At 73.5% G+C, this 14,500-nt stretch carries 17 protein-coding genes; 8 read left to right on the top strand and 9 right to left on the bottom strand.

All coding sequences use genetic code 11. The features are described from left to right. Window positions 1-31 precede the first annotated feature (31 nt). Both ACWEN0_RS16785 and pknB read right to left on the bottom strand, forming a co-directional pair. Window positions 32-241 (bottom strand): hypothetical protein, encoded by a 210-nt coding sequence (locus ACWEN0_RS16785; RefSeq protein WP_451973993.1) that lies wholly within the window; start codon window positions 239-241, stop codon window positions 32-34. After that, window positions 238-2,262 carry a Stk1 family PASTA domain-containing Ser/Thr kinase gene (gene pknB / locus ACWEN0_RS16780; protein ID WP_451973991.1) on the bottom strand — a complete coding sequence of 675 codons (2,025 nt, stop codon included), beginning with the start codon at window positions 2,260-2,262 and terminating at the stop codon, window positions 238-240. Before pknB ends, ACWEN0_RS16785 begins: the two co-directional genes overlap by 4 nt. A 103-nt stretch (window positions 2,263-2,365) precedes the next feature. Between pknB and ACWEN0_RS16775 the strand changes: the two genes are divergently transcribed. The 5 genes from ACWEN0_RS16775 to ACWEN0_RS16755 are packed head-to-tail and all read left to right on the top strand — an operon-like array spanning window position 2,366 to window position 4,382. Then, window positions 2,366-2,734, top strand: coding sequence for an Rv2175c family DNA-binding protein (locus ACWEN0_RS16775; protein ID WP_451973989.1), 369 nt, complete (start codon window positions 2,366-2,368; stop codon window positions 2,732-2,734). A gap of 46 nt (window positions 2,735-2,780) precedes the next feature. Further along, entirely contained in the window at window positions 2,781-3,188 is a 408-nt protein-coding gene (locus tag ACWEN0_RS16770) for a hypothetical protein (RefSeq protein WP_451973987.1), read from the top strand. A gap of 6 nt (window positions 3,189-3,194) precedes the next feature. Continuing rightward, window positions 3,195-3,497 (top strand): hypothetical protein, encoded by a 303-nt coding sequence (locus ACWEN0_RS16765; RefSeq protein ID WP_451973985.1) that lies wholly within the window; start codon window positions 3,195-3,197, stop codon window positions 3,495-3,497. A gap of 18 nt (window positions 3,498-3,515) precedes the next feature. Next, entirely contained in the window at window positions 3,516-3,824 is a 309-nt protein-coding gene (locus ACWEN0_RS16760) for a hypothetical protein (RefSeq protein WP_451973983.1), read from the top strand. Window positions 3,825-3,857: 33 nt separating this feature from the next. Next, the gene (locus tag ACWEN0_RS16755; RefSeq protein ID WP_451973981.1) at window positions 3,858-4,382 is read left to right on the top strand and encodes a CGNR zinc finger domain-containing protein; all 525 of its coding nucleotides are present in this window, start codon (window positions 3,858-3,860) and stop codon (window positions 4,380-4,382) included. Between the two features lie 52 nt (window positions 4,383-4,434). Here the strand turns inward: ACWEN0_RS16755 and ACWEN0_RS16750 are convergent, their stop codons facing one another. The 5 genes from ACWEN0_RS16750 to merB are packed head-to-tail and all read right to left on the bottom strand — an operon-like array spanning window position 4,435 to window position 9,449. Next, window positions 4,435-5,214 (bottom strand): LLM class F420-dependent oxidoreductase, encoded by a 780-nt coding sequence (locus tag ACWEN0_RS16750; protein ID WP_451973979.1) that lies wholly within the window; start codon window positions 5,212-5,214, stop codon window positions 4,435-4,437. Beyond that, entirely contained in the window at window positions 5,211-6,137 is a 927-nt protein-coding gene (locus ACWEN0_RS16745) for a phytoene/squalene synthase family protein (RefSeq protein ID WP_451973977.1), read from the bottom strand. The genes ACWEN0_RS16750 and ACWEN0_RS16745 overlap by 4 nt, the downstream gene beginning before the upstream one ends. Further along, window positions 6,134-7,606: a phytoene desaturase family protein gene (crtI, locus tag ACWEN0_RS16740; protein WP_451973975.1), complete on the bottom strand. Its 1,473-nt coding sequence runs from the start codon at window positions 7,604-7,606 to the stop codon at window positions 6,134-6,136. Before crtI ends, ACWEN0_RS16745 begins: the two co-directional genes overlap by 4 nt. 1 nt (window position 7,607) lies before the next feature. Continuing rightward, on the bottom strand, window positions 7,608-8,699 hold the full coding sequence (locus ACWEN0_RS16735) for a polyprenyl synthetase family protein (protein ID WP_451973973.1): 1,092 nt from the start codon (window positions 8,697-8,699) through the stop codon (window positions 7,608-7,610). Between the two features lie 60 nt (window positions 8,700-8,759). Then, window positions 8,760-9,449 carry an organomercurial lyase gene (merB, locus tag ACWEN0_RS16730; RefSeq protein WP_451973971.1) on the bottom strand — a complete coding sequence of 230 codons (690 nt, stop codon included), beginning with the start codon at window positions 9,447-9,449 and terminating at the stop codon, window positions 8,760-8,762. A 114-nt stretch (window positions 9,450-9,563) separates the two neighbouring features. On the opposite strand from merB, the gene metF reads away from it, so the two are divergent. From metF to ACWEN0_RS16715, 3 genes are all read left to right on the top strand, one after another. Further along, window positions 9,564-10,448 carry a methylenetetrahydrofolate reductase [NAD(P)H] gene (gene metF / locus ACWEN0_RS16725; protein WP_451973969.1) on the top strand — a complete coding sequence of 295 codons (885 nt, stop codon included), beginning with the start codon at window positions 9,564-9,566 and terminating at the stop codon, window positions 10,446-10,448. A 42-nt stretch (window positions 10,449-10,490) separates the two neighbouring features. Beyond that, window positions 10,491-12,179: a DUF885 domain-containing protein gene (locus tag ACWEN0_RS16720; protein WP_451973967.1), complete on the top strand. Its 1,689-nt coding sequence runs from the start codon at window positions 10,491-10,493 to the stop codon at window positions 12,177-12,179. A gap of 211 nt (window positions 12,180-12,390) precedes the next feature. Beyond that, on the top strand, window positions 12,391-13,257 hold the full coding sequence (locus ACWEN0_RS16715; RefSeq protein WP_451973965.1) for a DMT family transporter: 867 nt from the start codon (window positions 12,391-12,393) through the stop codon (window positions 13,255-13,257). A gap of 3 nt (window positions 13,258-13,260) precedes the next feature. On the opposite strand, the gene ACWEN0_RS16710 is transcribed toward ACWEN0_RS16715, so the two are convergent. Together ACWEN0_RS16710 and ACWEN0_RS16705 are read right to left on the bottom strand one after the other, a co-directional pair. Then, the gene (locus tag ACWEN0_RS16710; protein ID WP_451973962.1) at window positions 13,261-13,833 is read right to left on the bottom strand and encodes a GNAT family N-acetyltransferase; all 573 of its coding nucleotides are present in this window, start codon (window positions 13,831-13,833) and stop codon (window positions 13,261-13,263) included. Further along, a complete protein-coding gene (locus ACWEN0_RS16705; protein WP_451973960.1) occupies window positions 13,830-14,342 on the bottom strand; it encodes a YbaK/EbsC family protein in 513 nt (170 codons plus the stop codon). Before ACWEN0_RS16705 ends, ACWEN0_RS16710 begins: the two co-directional genes overlap by 4 nt. Window positions 14,343-14,500 lie beyond the last annotated feature (158 nt).

The raw sequence follows: 14,500 nt of genomic DNA, 5'->3' as shown, positions 1-14,500 counted from the left end.
TTGTGGGTGTGTTGGTGCCTCTTCGACGCCGTCAAAGGCCCAGCGGTTGCCACCGTTCCACGTAAACCGTCCGCGGGGGTTCGAAGTCGACCACGAGCACCTGGGTGCCCGAGGCGAACGTGGCTTCGGGGTCGGCCGGGTAGGCGTAGAACGCCTCCGTGCCGCCCCGGACGTTCAGCAGGACCTCGCCGACGAGGCCGGGACCGATCGTGCCGGTCACGCGGCCGCGGCTGCCGATCATCCCCCGAAGCCCTTCAGCTTGACCTTGCTGCCCTTCTGCACGATGGAACCCGGCTGCGGGTCCTGCTGGAAGACGAAGTCGAACCCGCCGCCACCACCCGGTCCGTGGCCGTTGCCGTTGCCCTTGCCGTCGCGGTCGGCCTTCAGCCCGGCCTGCTCGAGGATCTTCTGGGCGTCGTCGAACGAGCGGAACCGGACGTCCGGTACCTGGACGGCGTTCGACACGAACACGCCGATCCGCTTCGCCGTCGCCTGCGAGTTCGCCGGCGGGTCGGTCCGGGTGACGTTCCCGCCCGGGACGCCCTGGTTGAACTCCTCGCCGGCCTGGAACGGCTCGAACCCGGCCTGCTGCAGCAGCTGGAACGCCTCGTCCTTGCTCCGCCCGGTGACGTCCGGGACCGGCGGCAGCGGGATCGGGCCCTTCGACACGATGATCGTGACCTGGCCGCCGATGGGGAGCTGGCTGCCGGCGGCCGGCGTGGTGCGGATGACCGCGCCCTGCGGCACTTCGGCGTCGTAGTCGTCCTGGCCGCGGACCGGGTTCAGCTGGGCGGCCTTGATCGCCTGCTCGGCGTCGGGGAGCGCGGTGCCCGGCCGGATGTCCGGCACGGCCGGGCGGCCCTTGGACAGCACGACCGACACCGTCGAGTTCGGCTGCAGCGGCGTGCCCTCGGCGGGCTCGGCCCGCAGCACCGTGTTCGACGGCACGGAGTTGTCGTACTCCTGGCTGAACTGCGGCGTCAGCTTCACCGCGCGCAGGGCGTCGCCCGCCGCGGCCTGGTTGAGCCCGACGAGCCTCGGCACGGTCGCGGTCTTGTCCCCGCCGTCGTCGGTGAGGATGAACGCGAACGCCCCGATCAGCCCGCCGAACAGCAGCACGGCGGCCACGATGATGGCGATCCGCTTCCGGTTGTCCCGCGGCTTCCCGGGTTCCGCTTCACCGCCGAGCCGCGGTGGTGACGGCGGCTGCTGCGCGAAGCCCGGGGGAGGGGTGCCGGGGTGGCTCAGCGCCCGCGTCGCGTTCGGGCGGTGCACCGGCATGGTCTTCTCGGTGTCCGGCACCTGCGGGATCCGCGGCAGCGTGCGCTCGGTGTCGGCGACGTCGCCCTGGCCGTGCGCCGCCGGGATCGGCACGGTCACCGGCAGCAGGCCCAGCTGGGCGCGCACGGCCGTCAGCTCGGTCAGGAACTCCCCGGCGTCGGCGGGGCGCAGCTGCGGGTCGCGCCGGGTCGCGCGCGTGATCAGCTCGTCCAGCGCGGGCGGCAGGTCGGGCCGCAGCAGGCTCGGGCGCGGGACGTCGTCGTTCACGTGCCGGTAGGCCACGGAGATCGCCGTGTCGCCGGTGTAGGGCACCTGCCCGGTGAGCATTTCGTAGAGCAGGATGCCGGCCGAGTAGACGTCGCCCTGCGACGAGGCCGCGCCAGTGGCGACCTGCTCGGGGGAGAGGTAGGCGACCGTGCCGAGGATGACGCTCGAGCTGGTCGTGCCCGCGCTCGCGACGGCCCGCACCAGGCCGAAGTCGGCGACCTTGACCGCGCCGCCGGTCTGCCCGGAGCGGCCGATCAGCACGTTCTCCGGCTTGACGTCCCGGTGCACCAGCCCGGCCTGGTGCGCGGCGGCCAGCGCCGACAGCACCGGCTCGGCCACGCTCAGCGCGAGCGCGACGTCCAGCGGGCCCTTCTCGTCCAGCAGGTCGCGCAGCGTGCCGCCGTCGACCAGCTCCATCACCAGGAACGCGAGCCCGGACTCCGCGCCCTGCGGCTGGTCGAACCCCTGGTCGTGCACGGCCACCACGTGCGGGTGGTGCAGCTGGGCCGCCGACTGGGCTTCGCGCACGAACCGGTCCACGAACGACCGGTCGTCGGCGAACCGCGGGTCCATGATCTTGATCGCGACCGGCCGGTCCAGCCGGGTGTCGGTCCCCCGGTAGACGGAAGACATTCCGCCGTGGGCGAGCAGCCGGTCCACCCGGTAGCGCCGCTCGAGGAGCGTGCCGACCAGGCTGGGATGGGTGCGAGTCACGAGTAAGGATCGTACGGAACCGCACACGGTTGGTGCAGGAGACCTCGCGGGTCACCCGTGCGTACTAGCGGGTGAGGGGACGAAATGTGGCACAGTGTCACCTGTGAGTGGGATTCCTGTCGCCGATGACGTCCTCGACACCGCGGTCGCGGTCCTCCCGTTGACGGAGGTGGCGACCGTTCTCGGGACCTCGGCCAACAAGGTCCGGCAGATGCTGCGCGACGGGCACCTCATCGCGGTCAAGCGCGGTGGCGAGCTGTGCGTGCCCGGCGACTTCTTCGTCAAGGACGGCGTCGTCAAGGGACTGGCGGGGACGATCACCGTGCTCGCCGACTCCGGGTTCTCCCGGACCGAGATGCTGCGGTGGCTGTTCACGGCCGACGAGACCCTGCCGGGCAGCACGCCGATCAACGCCCTGCGCACCAGCCACGGCACCGAGGTCAAGCGGCGCGCGCAGGCGATGGCGTTCTGACCTGCGCGGATACGGCGTCGCGGCGAGGAGCTGAACGCCCGCCGCGGTGAGCAGGGCCGCCGGGAGCGACCACGCGGCCAGCGGGCCGGCTGCGGCCGCGCCCGCCGCCAGCCCGGTGACCTTCACGCTCGCGGCCGTCGTGAACACCTGCGCGCGGACGTGCTCCGGTGCCTCCCGATGGCGGATCGCGAACAGGGCCGTGAGCTGCGGGCCTTCGGTGACCCCGGCCAGGGCCGCCGCGGCGGCGAGCGGCACCGGGCCGTCCGCGGCCGCCGCCACGCCCGCGCTCGCGGCCAGCACCAGCGTGCTCAGCCGGACCGTCCGGTCCGGGGCCCACGGCAGCGGCCACCTCGCGAGGACAGCGTTGGCGAGCAAGGACGCGACGGCCAGCACGGTCAGCAGGAGCGCGCCGTCGGCCGGCCCGCGCAGGTGCGCCGCGCCCAGCAGCGGGTAACAGACGGTGACCATCCCGATGCCGGCGCAGGAGATCGTCGACGCCACCGTCGCCCGCCTCAGCGGGGCGTTGCGCACCAGGACCGTGAAGCCGTCCTTGAGGTGGGTTCTCCTGCCCGGCCCGCTTTTCCCCGGCAGGGTCCAGGCGACCGGGATCGCGGCGGAGACCAGGGCCACGGCCACGACGAGCCCGGTCGCACCCCCGAGGAGCCCGGCGAGACCGGGACCGGCGAGCGCGGCGGCGGTGAAGGTCAGGGCGTCGAGCCGGCTGGCCTGCGGGAGCCGCGACCCGGCGACGGCGGGCAGCTGAGCGGTCCAGCCGCCCGCGATGGCGGGGTTGAGCAGCCCGGTGACGACGGCGACGGCGACGACGGCCACGAGCGGCAGGTGCCCGAAGACGGCGGCGACGAGGGCGAGCCCGCCGGCGTACCCGGCGAGGGCGCACGCCAGCAGCCGCCCCGGCGCCGGGCTGCGGTCCAGGAAGACCCCGAACACGGGCCCGCCCACCGCGGCGGACGCGGTCAGCCCGGCGAGCAGGGCGGACCCGGCGTGCGGGCCCGCGGCCAGCCCGAGCAGCAGCAGCGCGGGCCCGGACAGCTCGTCGCCGGTCCGGGCGAGTGTCGCCCCGGCCAGGTAACGCCTTGTCATCGGCAAGACGTTACAGTGGGGCATGGCCTTTCCGCACCGGGATTCCGTGCAGCGCGCCGTCGACCTGCTGGACGTCCTGCTGGTCCCGGCTCCCGACCCGGCTTCGGTCGAGCGCGTCCTCCGTCAGCACGGCGAGACCGAGGTACGGCTGTCGCCTTCGGACGTGGCGGAACTGCGCGCGGCGGCTGTCGAGCTGCGTTCGGTGTTCGCAGCGCCTGACGTCGCTTCGGCGGCTTCGGCGCTCAACGCGTTGTTCGCCGCGTACGCGCGTCCACCACGCTTGACGAACCACGCGGACGGCTACGGCTGGCACCTGCACGTCGACTCCGCGGACAACGGGCCGTGGGGCGCGTGGCTGGTGACGTCGTCGGCTTTGGGGCTGGCTTCGCTGCTGGCGTCACGTCAGGACGTGCCGGGCGGGCTGTGCGCGTCACCGTCGTGCGGAAAGCCGTTCGCCCACACCGGCGGCGGCAGTCCTCGCCGCTACTGCTCCCCGCGCTGTGCCACCCGGGAGCGGGTCGCCGCCCACCGGGCCCCAAAGCCGTGAAGGCCACATCGACGGAACCGAAGTCCCTCGACGTGACCTTCACGGACGAAAATCAGGCGTTGGTCTTGTCGCGCCAGGCGATCCACTTCTCCAGCGCGCCCAGGTCGTAGTCCGGGCCGCCGACGCCGACCGTGAACGTCGTGACGCCCAGGTCCAGCAGCTGGGGGCCCAGCTCGTCCGGCTCGCCCTGGACGCCGCACGACCGCTCGATCTCCGCCGGGTCGCGGCCGACGTCCGCGCAGTGCTGGTCGAGGATCTTCACCTTGCGCTCGACGACCTCCGGGTCGCCGAAGCCGTGCCAGATGTCGCCGTGCTTCGCGACCAGCTTGAGCGTCTTCTTCTCGCCGCCGCCGCCGATGAGCACCGGGATCTTGCGGGTCGGCGGCGGGTTCAGCTTGCCCAGCCGCGATTCGATGCGCGGGAGCGACTCCGCCAGGTTGTCGAGGCGGCCGCCGGCGGTGCCGAACTCGTAGCCGTACTCGTCGTAGTCCTTCTCGAACCAGCCGGAGCCGATGCCGAGGATGAGCCGGCCGCCGGAGATGTGGTCGACCGTGCGGGCCATGTCGGCCAGCAGCTCGGGGTTGCGGTAGCTGTTGCAGGTCACCAGGGCGCCGATCTCCACCCGTGACGTCGACTCCGCCCACGCGCCGAGCATGGTCCAGCACTCGAAGTGCTTGCCCTCGGGCTCGCCGTACAGCGGGTAGAAGTGGTCCCAGTTGAAGACGATGTCGGCACCCAGGTCCTCGGCGGCCGAGGCGGTGCGCCGGATGGCGTCGTAGTCGGCGTGCTGCGGCTGGAGCTGCAGCCCGATCCGGATCCGTCGATTGGTCATGATCGCAGCGTACGACCGCCGCGGAACGTCTCGCGCGCCCAGACCGCGGCCAAGGGTGGTAGTGCGACTACCAGCCTCCGCGCCTTCGGGACGACCGCGCGCCGCGTCAGGACGTCGTAGTCGAGCGCGACGATCTCGTCGAGGATGCCTTCGTACAGCGTCAGCGCCGTCCGCACGCACGCCCGCGACTCCGGGCGCAGCAGCGGAACGCCCGCTTCGGCCCGCCGGTACACCGCTCGCGTCCGCGCGACGAAGTACGCCAGCGCGGCCCGGATCCGCGGGTCGGGACGCCGTCGTTCCAGCAGGTCGCGGGTGACGCCGAACGCGGCCAGTTCCGACGTCGGCAGGTACAGCCGGCCGCGGTCGAGGTCCTCGCCGACGTCGCGCAGGAAGTTCGTCAGCTGGAACGCTTCGCCCAGCGCGATCGCGCCCGGCTCGGCTTCGGCCAGGCTGCCCACCGTGCCGAACACCGGCAGCATCTGCAGCCCGATCACCGCGGCCGAGCCGTACATGTACTCGCCCAGCTCGGCGAAGGTCGGGTACTCGACCGGCTCGAGGTCCATCCGCATGGACTTCAGGAACGCGTCGAACAGTTCGCGGGAAATGCCGTAGCGCCGCACGGTGTCGGCCAGCGCCGCGAGCACCGGGTCGTCGGGCACCCCGCCGGCGTGGACGACGTCGACCATCGCCGCGACGCGGTCCAGTGAACCCGCGGGATCGCTGCCCGGCGCCGGGTTGTCGACCAGTTCGTCGGCCATCCGCGCGAACCCGTAGAGCGTGTGCGCGGCGGGCCGGGCCCGCGCCGGCAGCAGCCGGGTGGCCAGGAAGAACGTGCGCCCGTAGTGCGCGTTGATGCGGCGGCATTCCGCGTACGCGGCGCGCAGGGCCGGGTCGGTGATGCCCGCGGCGTCGAGTTCGTTCACCGGCCGGTGATCCTTTCCGCTGCCAGTCGCCCGGAGATGAGCACCGGCGGGATGCCGACGCCCGGGGTGGTGCCGCAGCCGGCGAGCACCACGTTGCCCGCCGCGCGCACCAGGTTCGCCGGCCGGAACGGGCCGGTCTGCGGGAACGTGTGCGCGAGCGAGAACGGCGTCCCGGCCGCGAGCCCGCGCGCGGCCCAGTCCGCCGGGGTGATCGTCTCGTCGACGGTGAAGGCTTCGCCGAACCCGGTCAGCCCGCGCGCTTCGAGCGTGCGAAGCAGTTCCTCCCGGTACGGCCCGCGGACGCGGTCCCAGTCGATCTTCCCGCTGCGCAGGTTCGGCGCGGGCGCGAGCACCGAGACGATCTCCCCGCCGCGCCCGGCCAGTCCCGGGTCGGTCGCCGTCGGGCGCGTGACCAGCAGCGACGGGTCGCTCATGAGCTTCCCCTCGCGGATGATCTCCGCGAACGTCCGCTCCCAGGCGCCGCCGAAGAAGATCGTGTGGTGCCCGAGGTCCCACTTCCGGGTGGTCCGGCCGTGCAGGACCACGGCCGACGGCGAGTACCGCAGCGGTAGCGGCCGCCGGGGCCGCGCGCCGATGAGCCGGTAGGCCGCGCCCAGCTCGGTGGCGAGCACGACGGCGTCGCACTCGATCCGCTCGCCCGAGCGCGTCCGGACCGCGCGCACCCGTGAATTCACCCGTTCGAGCCACGCGGCTTCGGTGCCGAACCGCACGTCCGCGCCCGCCCGGGCCGCCGCGCCGGTCATCGCCCGGCCGATCTCGCCCATCCCGCCTTCGGGGTAGTGGACGCCGCCGACGGTGTCCATGTAGGCGATGACGCCGTACGCGCCGATCGCGCTCGCCGGATCCAGCCCCGCGTACAGCGCCTGGAACGTGAAGAGCCGCCGGACCCGCTCGTCGAGCAGGTAACGGCCGACGCGCGGGCCGAGCCGGCCGAACCCGCCGAGCGCCGCGAGTTTCGCCAGCTCGGGGCGGGCCAGGTCGAGCGGCGAGTCGAAGTTCGCGCCGATGAACCGGTCCTTCTGCACCGCGTACAGCTCGGTCAGCCAGCGCCGCAGTGCCCGGTAGCCCACCGCTTCGCGTGCGCCCGCGAAGGCGCGGATCTCGGCCTCCATCGCGTCGCCGTCGGTGTGCAGGGCCAGGGTGCTGCCGTCGGCGAACCGCGCCCGGTAGGCGGGGTCGAGCCTGGTCAGGCGCAGGTTCTTGGCCAGCGGCTCACCGACCGCGGCGAACGCCTCTTCCAGCAGTTCCGGCATGGTCAGCACGCTCGCGCCGGTGTCCACGGCGTTGCCGTCGAAGTTCCGCTGCCCGGCCCGGCCGCCCGGGACGTCGGCCTGCTCCAGCAGCGTGACGCGCCGCCCGGCGCCGAGCAGGTGCAGGGTCGCCGAAAGCCCGGCCAGCCCGGCCCCGATCACGACGACGTGGTCGGCGGGCCCGTCGATCTTCCGCACGTCAGTACGTCCGCTGGGTGGCCTTGACGACCAGGCCGGTCAGCGCCTCGGGCGCCGGCTCGGCCAGGTGCGCGCGCTCGAGCGCGGCCATCGCGGCGGTGGTCAGCTCGTCGATCCGCCGCTCGACCGCGTCGACCGCGCCGACCTGCTGCAACGCCATCCGGACGGTCTCGACGTCCTCGTCGGAGAGGTCCGCGTCGCCGATCGCGTCCGCGATCACGGTGGCCGCGGCGTCCTCGCCCTTCTCGGCGGCGAGCTGCAGGCCGAGCGCGACGAGCAGGGTGCGCTTGCCCTCGCGCAGGTCGTCGCCGGCGGGCTTGCCGGTGACGGACGGGTCGCCGAACACGCCGAGGAGGTCGTCGCGCAGCTGGAACGCGACACCGACCTCGCCGCCGAACTCCAGCAGCGTCTCGATCAGCTCGTCCGACGCCCCGCCCAGCGCGGCGCCCAGGTGCAGGGGCCGCTGCACGGTGTAGGCGGCGGTCTTGAGGCGGTCGATCTTCAGCGCGGCCTCGACCGACGCGTCACCGGTGGCCTGCGTGCGGACGTCCAGGTACTGCCCGGCGAGCACCTCGGTGCGCATGGCGCGCCAGGCCGGGCGCGCCGCGGCGAGCGTCTCGGCCGGCAGCGGCGCGCCGGCGAACATGTCGTCGGCCCAGGCCAGGGCGAGGTCGCCGACCAGCACCGCGGTGGCCAGGCCGAACGTCGCGGGGGAGCCGAGCCAGCCCTGGTCGGCGTGCAGCTTCGCGCCCGCGATGTGCACGGTCGGGAAGCCGCGGCGGGAGTCGGAGGAGTCGATCAGGTCGTCGTGGATGAGCGCGCACGCCTGGATCAGCTCCAGGCTGGACACCGCCTGCAGCACGCCCTCGGCGTCCGGCCCGGCCGGGTCGCCGCCCGCGCCGCGCCAGCCCCACCACGCGAACGTCGGCCGCAAGCGCTTGCCCCCGGTCAGCACGAACCCGCTCAGCGCGTCGATCCCGGCGGCCACGGTCGGCTCGGTGCCGAGGATCTCCGCGCCCGCCCGGCCGAGGAACCCGGCCAGCGCGCGCTCGACGTGGGCGGGCAGGTCGGCGTCGGAGACGGGCGCGTTCATGCCGCCATCCTCGCGGAACCCGCGGGGCCGCGGACCGCCGGGGCGGCCCGATGTGGCGAATCAGACTCCGGCCGCCGGCGCCCAGAACGGCCCGCTCAGGCCCGCTTCGGCGAAGTAGGCGACTGCGCTGTCCGGTTCGCGGCGGCGGTAGCCGCGCTCGAGCCGGCCTTCGTACCAGCCGCGGGCCAGCCGCCAGAGCGTGACGAGGTCCATCACGTACCCCCGCTCCTGCCCGGTCGCCGCCAGCCACGCGTCCACACAGGACTCGCAGCAGAACAGCCGCTGGTGGTCGCAGGTGCGCAGCACGTCGTCCCACATGCGCGCGGCGGGCACGAGGAAGTGCGCCACCTGAGAGCCTTCGGGCGGCGCTTCCCGGCGCACGACCAGCGCGTGCGGCTGGCCGCAGCCGGGGCAGCGGGTCGCGACCAGCACCTCGGGCTCGTCCTCGACGAGGTGCGGGATGGCGAAGGAGTCCCACGCGCAGCCGCCCCACCAGAGCGTGTGCGACCCCATCACCGAGAAGCCGAGCGACTTCGCCGCGAACGGGTGGGCGAGCACGACGTGCTCACAGTCGTCGAGCACCAGGTGGTGGGCCTCGGCGAGGCGGTGCAGCGCCTGCTTGGCGACGGCCAGGGAGCCGCCCGCCGCGTCGGCCAGTTCCGGTGCGGACGGTGCCCGGCCGCGGTCGGCGAACGCGTGGTAGACGGCGAGGCGCACGTCCTCGTCCCAGCTGGCGTCGTCGTCCCTCATAGGTCACTCCCGGTGGTGCGCGCCCAGTTTAGTCCTCGAACGCGACTCGAACGGCAGTCTCGCGACGCGGACGGGGGCTCCCGCATGCCGGGCGTGGGCCCTTAACATTCGAGTATGAAGTCGGTGATCGAGCGGGTGCGGGGTGACGGGCCGAAGTTCTCCATCGAGTTCTTCCCGCCCCGGGACACGGCGGACGAGGCTGTCCTGTGGAAGGCGATCCGGGAGCTCGAGCCGTACGACCCGGCCTACATGTCGATCACCTACGGCGCCGGCGGCTCCAGTCGCGACGGCACGGTCCGCAGCATCGCCCGCGTCGCGACCGAGACGACGCTGGTGCCGATGGCGCACCTGACCGCGGTCAACCACTCCGTCGCCGAACTGCGGAACGTGATCGGCTGGTACGCCTCGGTCGGCGTCCGCAACATCCTCGCGCTGCGCGGCGACCCGCCCGGCGACGTCTACGGCGAGTGGATCCCGCACCCCGAGGGCCTCACCTACGCCGAAGAGCTGGTGCAGCTGGTGCGCGAGCTGGGCGACTTCTGCGTCGGCGTCTCGGCGTACACCTACGGCCACCCGCGCTCGCCCGACCTGGAGTCGGACACGAAGTACCTGGTCCGCAAGCTGCGCGCGGGCGCGGACTTCGCGATCGCGCAGTTGTTCCACGACCCCGAGGACTTCCTGCGGCTGCGCGACCGGGTGGCCGCGACCGGCTGCGACGTCCCGGTGCTGCCGGGCGTCATGCCCCTGACGACCATGCGGACCCTGCAGACGACGATCAAGCTGTCCGGCGCGCCGGCCCCCCGCAAGCTCCTGGACCGGCTCGAACCGCTGGCCGAGGACCCCAAGGCGTTCCGCGCGGCGGGCATCGACGTCACCACCGAGCTGTGCGAGAAACTGATCGCGGAAGGCGTGCCGAACCTGCACTTCTACACGTTCAACCGCTCGAAGGCGACGCGCGAGGTGATCGCCCGGCTCGGGCTCGTCCCAGCCCGGACATAAGTCCGTACCACCAGCCCTGGGTGGGCCGGTAGCGTGCGGCACATGGCTTCTACTGCTTCCTCGGACGTGCACGCGATCTGCGACCGCTACGTCGACGACTACGCGGCCGCCGACCCGGTCGCGGCCACCTCCTTCGGCGTCAAGGGTCACGACGACCGGCTGACCGACTACTCGGCCGAGGGGTACGCCGAGCGCGCCGGACTGGCCGCGCGGGCGCACGCCGCCGTCGTCGCGGCCGAGCCGAAGGACGCCGCCGAGCGGGCCGCGAAAGCCGTGTTCACCGAGCGCGTGGGCCTGGAGCTGGAGATCCACGAGGCGGGCCTCGACGTGGCGAGCCTCAACGTCATCTCCAGCCCGGTGCAGGAGCTGCGGATGGCGTTCGACCTGATGCCGCTGGAGAACGAGCACGACTGGTCGGTCGTCTCGGCCCGGATCGGCGAGGTCCCGAAGGCGCTGGCGGGCATCCGCGGCGGCCTGCTCGCGGCCGCCGACGCGGGCCACGTCTCGGCGCTGCGCCAGGTCGGCAAGGTCGCGGAGCAGTGCGAGACGTGGGCGGGCCTGAAGGACGAGACGGGCTACTTCACCCAGCTCGCCGCCGGCGCGTCTTCACAAGGCGAAGCGCTGAAGACGGACCTCGCGCACGGCGCGCGGGCCGCCGAAGAGGCGTACGCGGAGTTCGCCGGGTTCCTGCGCGCCGAGCTGGCGCCGAAGGCCCCGGTCAAGGACGCCGTCGGCGAGGACGTCTACCGCCTGTGGTCGCGGTACTTCGTCGGCGCGGCCCTGGACCTGCGCGAGGCGTACGAGTGGGGCTGGGCGGAGTTCGCCCGGATCGAGTCCGAGATGCGGGCGGTCGCCAACCGGATCAAGCCGGGCGCCACGATCACGGAGGCCGCGGCGGTGCTCGACGCCGACCCGCGCTACCGCGTCCAGGGCCGTTCCGAGTTCGAAGCGTGGATGCAGCACCTGTCCGACGAGGCGCTGAAGTCGTTGCGCGGCAAGCACTTCGACATCTCCGACCGGGTGATGGCCCTGGAGTGCCGGATCGCCCCGCCGGGGGGCGGCGTCGGCGCGTACTACACGGGCCCGAGCGAGGACTTCAGCCGGCCGGGCCGCATGTGGTGGTCCCTGCCCGCCGGCCGCGACGAGTTCGTCACCTGGCGCGAGACGAGCACGGTCTACCACGAGGGCGCGCCGGGCCACCACCTGCAGATCGCGACCGCGGTGGACCAGTCGGAGGGGCTGAACAAGTACCAGCGCCTGATGGCGTTCACGTCGGGCCACGCGGAGGGCTGGGCCCTGTACGCGGAGCGCCTGATGGAGGAACTGGGCTACCTCGCGGACGACGGCGACCTGCTGGGGATGCTGTCGGAGCAGCTGTTCCGCGCCGCCCGCGTGGTCGTCGACCTGGGCATGCACCTGGAGCTCCCGATCCCCGCGGGCACGGGCTTCCACGAGGGCGGGCGGTGGACGCCGGAGCTGGGCCTGGAGTTCATGCTGACCCGCACGATCACGGACCAGGCCCACGTCCGCGACGAGATCGACCGCTACCTCGGCTGGCCCGGCCAGGCCCCGGCGTACAAGATCGGCGAGCGCCTCTGGCTGGCGGCCCGCGCCGAGGCGCGAGCCCGCGCGGGATCGGCGTTCGACATCAAGCGGTTCCACACGGAGGCCCTGCGGATGGGCGGCATGGGGCTCGACACGCTGCGGGAGCAGCTGGCCCAGCTGGACTGACGTGCGCGGCGGCCACCGGAAAACCGGTGGCCGCCCGCCCGTAGGCTCCGCTACTTTCCGGTCCGTGCACCGGATCCTGTTCGTCACCCCGCCGCCCCGCGCCTGAGCGGGGTGGTCCTCCGCCGCGTGGCCCGAGCGCCCGCGGCTGCGTCGTCTTGCGCACCGCCCCGCGTCGTCGATCTCCCGATCCCTTCGACGCAGGAGCGTTCCCTTGGTGTCCCTGCCCACGCGCGCCCGTTCTTCGGCCGCGCTCGTCCTCGCCGGTGTCCTGTGGGGCACCGGCGGTCTCGCCGGCTCGCTGCTCGGCCGGCTCGCCGACCTCCACCCGCTCGCCGTCGCCGCCTACCGGTTGCTCGCCGGCGGCGGGATCGCGACCGCCGCGGTCCTCCTGACCGGCGGCACCGTCCCTCGGACCGCGCCGGCGGCCCGGCGGCTCCTCGCCGTGGGCGCGCTGTTCGCGCTGTTCCAGGCGAGCTACTTCGCCGCCGTCGCGCTCAGTTCGGTGAGCATCGCGACGATGACCACGATCGGCGCGTCCCCGGTGTTCGTCACCCTCGCCGCGGTGCGGAAGCCGGGCCGCTGGACGCTGGTCTCGATCGCGGGCACGCTCGCCGGGCTCGTCCTGCTCCGCTGGTCACCCGGGCAGCCCGGTCACCTGCTCGGCGGCCTCGGCTGCGCGCTGCTCGCGGCGGCCGGGTTCGCGACGCTGACGTTGCTCACCGCGAAACCCGTCCTGGACCCGCTGGCCACGACGGCGTTCGGCTGCCTGACCGGCGGCCTCCTGCTCACACCCGTGGCGGGCTGGGCGGGCATGGCGCTGCCGCTGCACGCGGACGTCCTCGCGGTCGTCTGCTACCTCGGCGCGGTACCGACCGCTCTCGCCTACGCCGCGTACCTGCGCGGCCTGGCGACCGCGCACCCGGTGCTGGGCGCGCTGTCGGCGGTGCTCGAGCCGCTGACCGCGGCGGTGCTCTCCGCGCTGCTGTTCGGCGAGCGGCTGAGCGTCACGGCGTGGTGCGGTGCGGCCGTCCTGGTCGCGGCGCTGGCTGTCGGCTACTGGCGTCCCGAACGGCGCTGAGCGTCAGCGCCGGTCGAGCGGCAGGGCCCGCCCGAGGATCGCGAACGGGCGTGGATCGCCGGCGAAGTGGTAGTCGCGCAGGACGTCGACGAACCCGGTGCGCCGGTAGAGCTTCCACGCCCGGCTCGTGCCCTCGGGCGTCGACAGCAGGACGTTCGCGCTCGGCACGCCCTCCAGCAGGCCGCGCAGCAGGTCCTCGCCGATCTGGTGGCCCTGGTTCTCCGGCTTGACGTGGATCTCGGTCAGCTCGAAGTAGTCCGTCAGCCACCGCTCCGCCGCTTCGGGCCCGAAGCGGCGGCTCAGGCCGTGGCGGACCTGCTCGTGCCACCACTGCCCGGCCCGGCCGCGGTAGCCGTAGGCGAGCCCGAGCAGGACGTCGTCGGCGTCGAGCGCGGCCATGCAGCGCCAGCCCTCGCGCAGCGCGTGGGTGAGCCACATCGGGGCGCGCTGCTCGGCCGTGCCCGCCGGGTACCGCATCGCCCGGACGTAGATGTCCAGCGCCTCGGGCAGGCGCGAGCGGAACTCGTCCGTCGAGAGCTGGACGTAGCGGGAGCAGCCGGCGGGCATCGCGGTCACAGCGGTCCATCTTCCTCCGCGCCGTCGAGCGCACCCGGGGTGCCCCCGGTCAACGCCACGAGGTCCGCGAAGGTCGTGGGGTAGACGGCCTTGGGGTGCCCGGCGGCGGCCCAGACGACGTCGTGCCCGCGCAGCGCGGTGTCGACGAGCGTCGGCAGCCGCGACGGGTGCCCGGTGGGTGCGACGCCGCCGATCGGCTGCCCGGTGTGCGCCCGCACGAAACCGGCGTCGGCCTTGCCGATTTCGCCTCCGGCCAGCCGCTCGAGGGTGGCCGGATCCGCGCGGTGAGCCCCCGAGGTGAGCGCGAGGAGCGCTTTTTTGTCGGACCCCAGGCGGAAGATGAGGCTGTTGGCGATGGCCCCCACGGGCACGCCGAGCGCCTCGGCCGCCTGAGCGGCGGTCCGGACCTCGGCGGGCAGAACGCGGATGCCTTCGGCGGCGGCGTGCTGCCCGGCCTCGGCCAGCGCGGCCGCCACCTTGGCGACGGCGGGGTGGTCCAGCGAACTCATGAACCTATGAGATCACGCCACCGACCTGGTGTCCCGCGGGATTCCACCCCCGGGGTTGAGCGGACGCCCGGTCCGGGGTTACTCTGGAAATTGTTCGAACAGACGTTCGACACTGGTGAGCGCGCACCGGTCAGGTGCCCGGCGGCGGGACGGGGGAA

This window comes from Amycolatopsis sp. NPDC004378, assembly GCF_053602455.1.
The sequence above is the reverse complement of the archived record's forward strand: the minus strand, read 5'-3'. Positions and strand labels throughout refer to the sequence as shown.

What these genes read in the sequence shown, in the direction of transcription:
- ACWEN0_RS16785 (WP_451973993.1), bottom strand. Translation starts at nt 241, where the DNA reads ATGATCGGCAGCCGCGGCCGCGTGACCGGCACGATCGGTCCCGGCCTC.
- ACWEN0_RS16760 (WP_451973983.1), top strand. Translation starts at nt 3,516, where the DNA reads ATGGCGGGGTTGAGCAGCCCGGTGACGACGGCGACGGCGACGACGGCC.
- ACWEN0_RS16755 (WP_451973981.1), top strand. Translation starts at nt 3,858, where the DNA reads ATGGCCTTTCCGCACCGGGATTCCGTGCAGCGCGCCGTCGACCTGCTG.
- ACWEN0_RS16750 (WP_451973979.1), bottom strand. Translation starts at nt 5,214, where the DNA reads ATGACCAATCGACGGATCCGGATCGGGCTGCAGCTCCAGCCGCAGCAC.
- ACWEN0_RS16735 (WP_451973973.1), bottom strand. Translation starts at nt 8,699, where the DNA reads ATGAACGCGCCCGTCTCCGACGCCGACCTGCCCGCCCACGTCGAGCGC.
- merB (WP_451973971.1), bottom strand. Translation starts at nt 9,449, where the DNA reads ATGAGGGACGACGACGCCAGCTGGGACGAGGACGTGCGCCTCGCCGTC.
- metF (WP_451973969.1), top strand. Translation starts at nt 9,564, where the DNA reads ATGAAGTCGGTGATCGAGCGGGTGCGGGGTGACGGGCCGAAGTTCTCC.
- ACWEN0_RS16720 (WP_451973967.1), top strand. Translation starts at nt 10,491, where the DNA reads ATGGCTTCTACTGCTTCCTCGGACGTGCACGCGATCTGCGACCGCTAC.
- ACWEN0_RS16705 (WP_451973960.1), bottom strand. Translation starts at nt 14,342, where the DNA reads ATGAGTTCGCTGGACCACCCCGCCGTCGCCAAGGTGGCGGCCGCGCTG.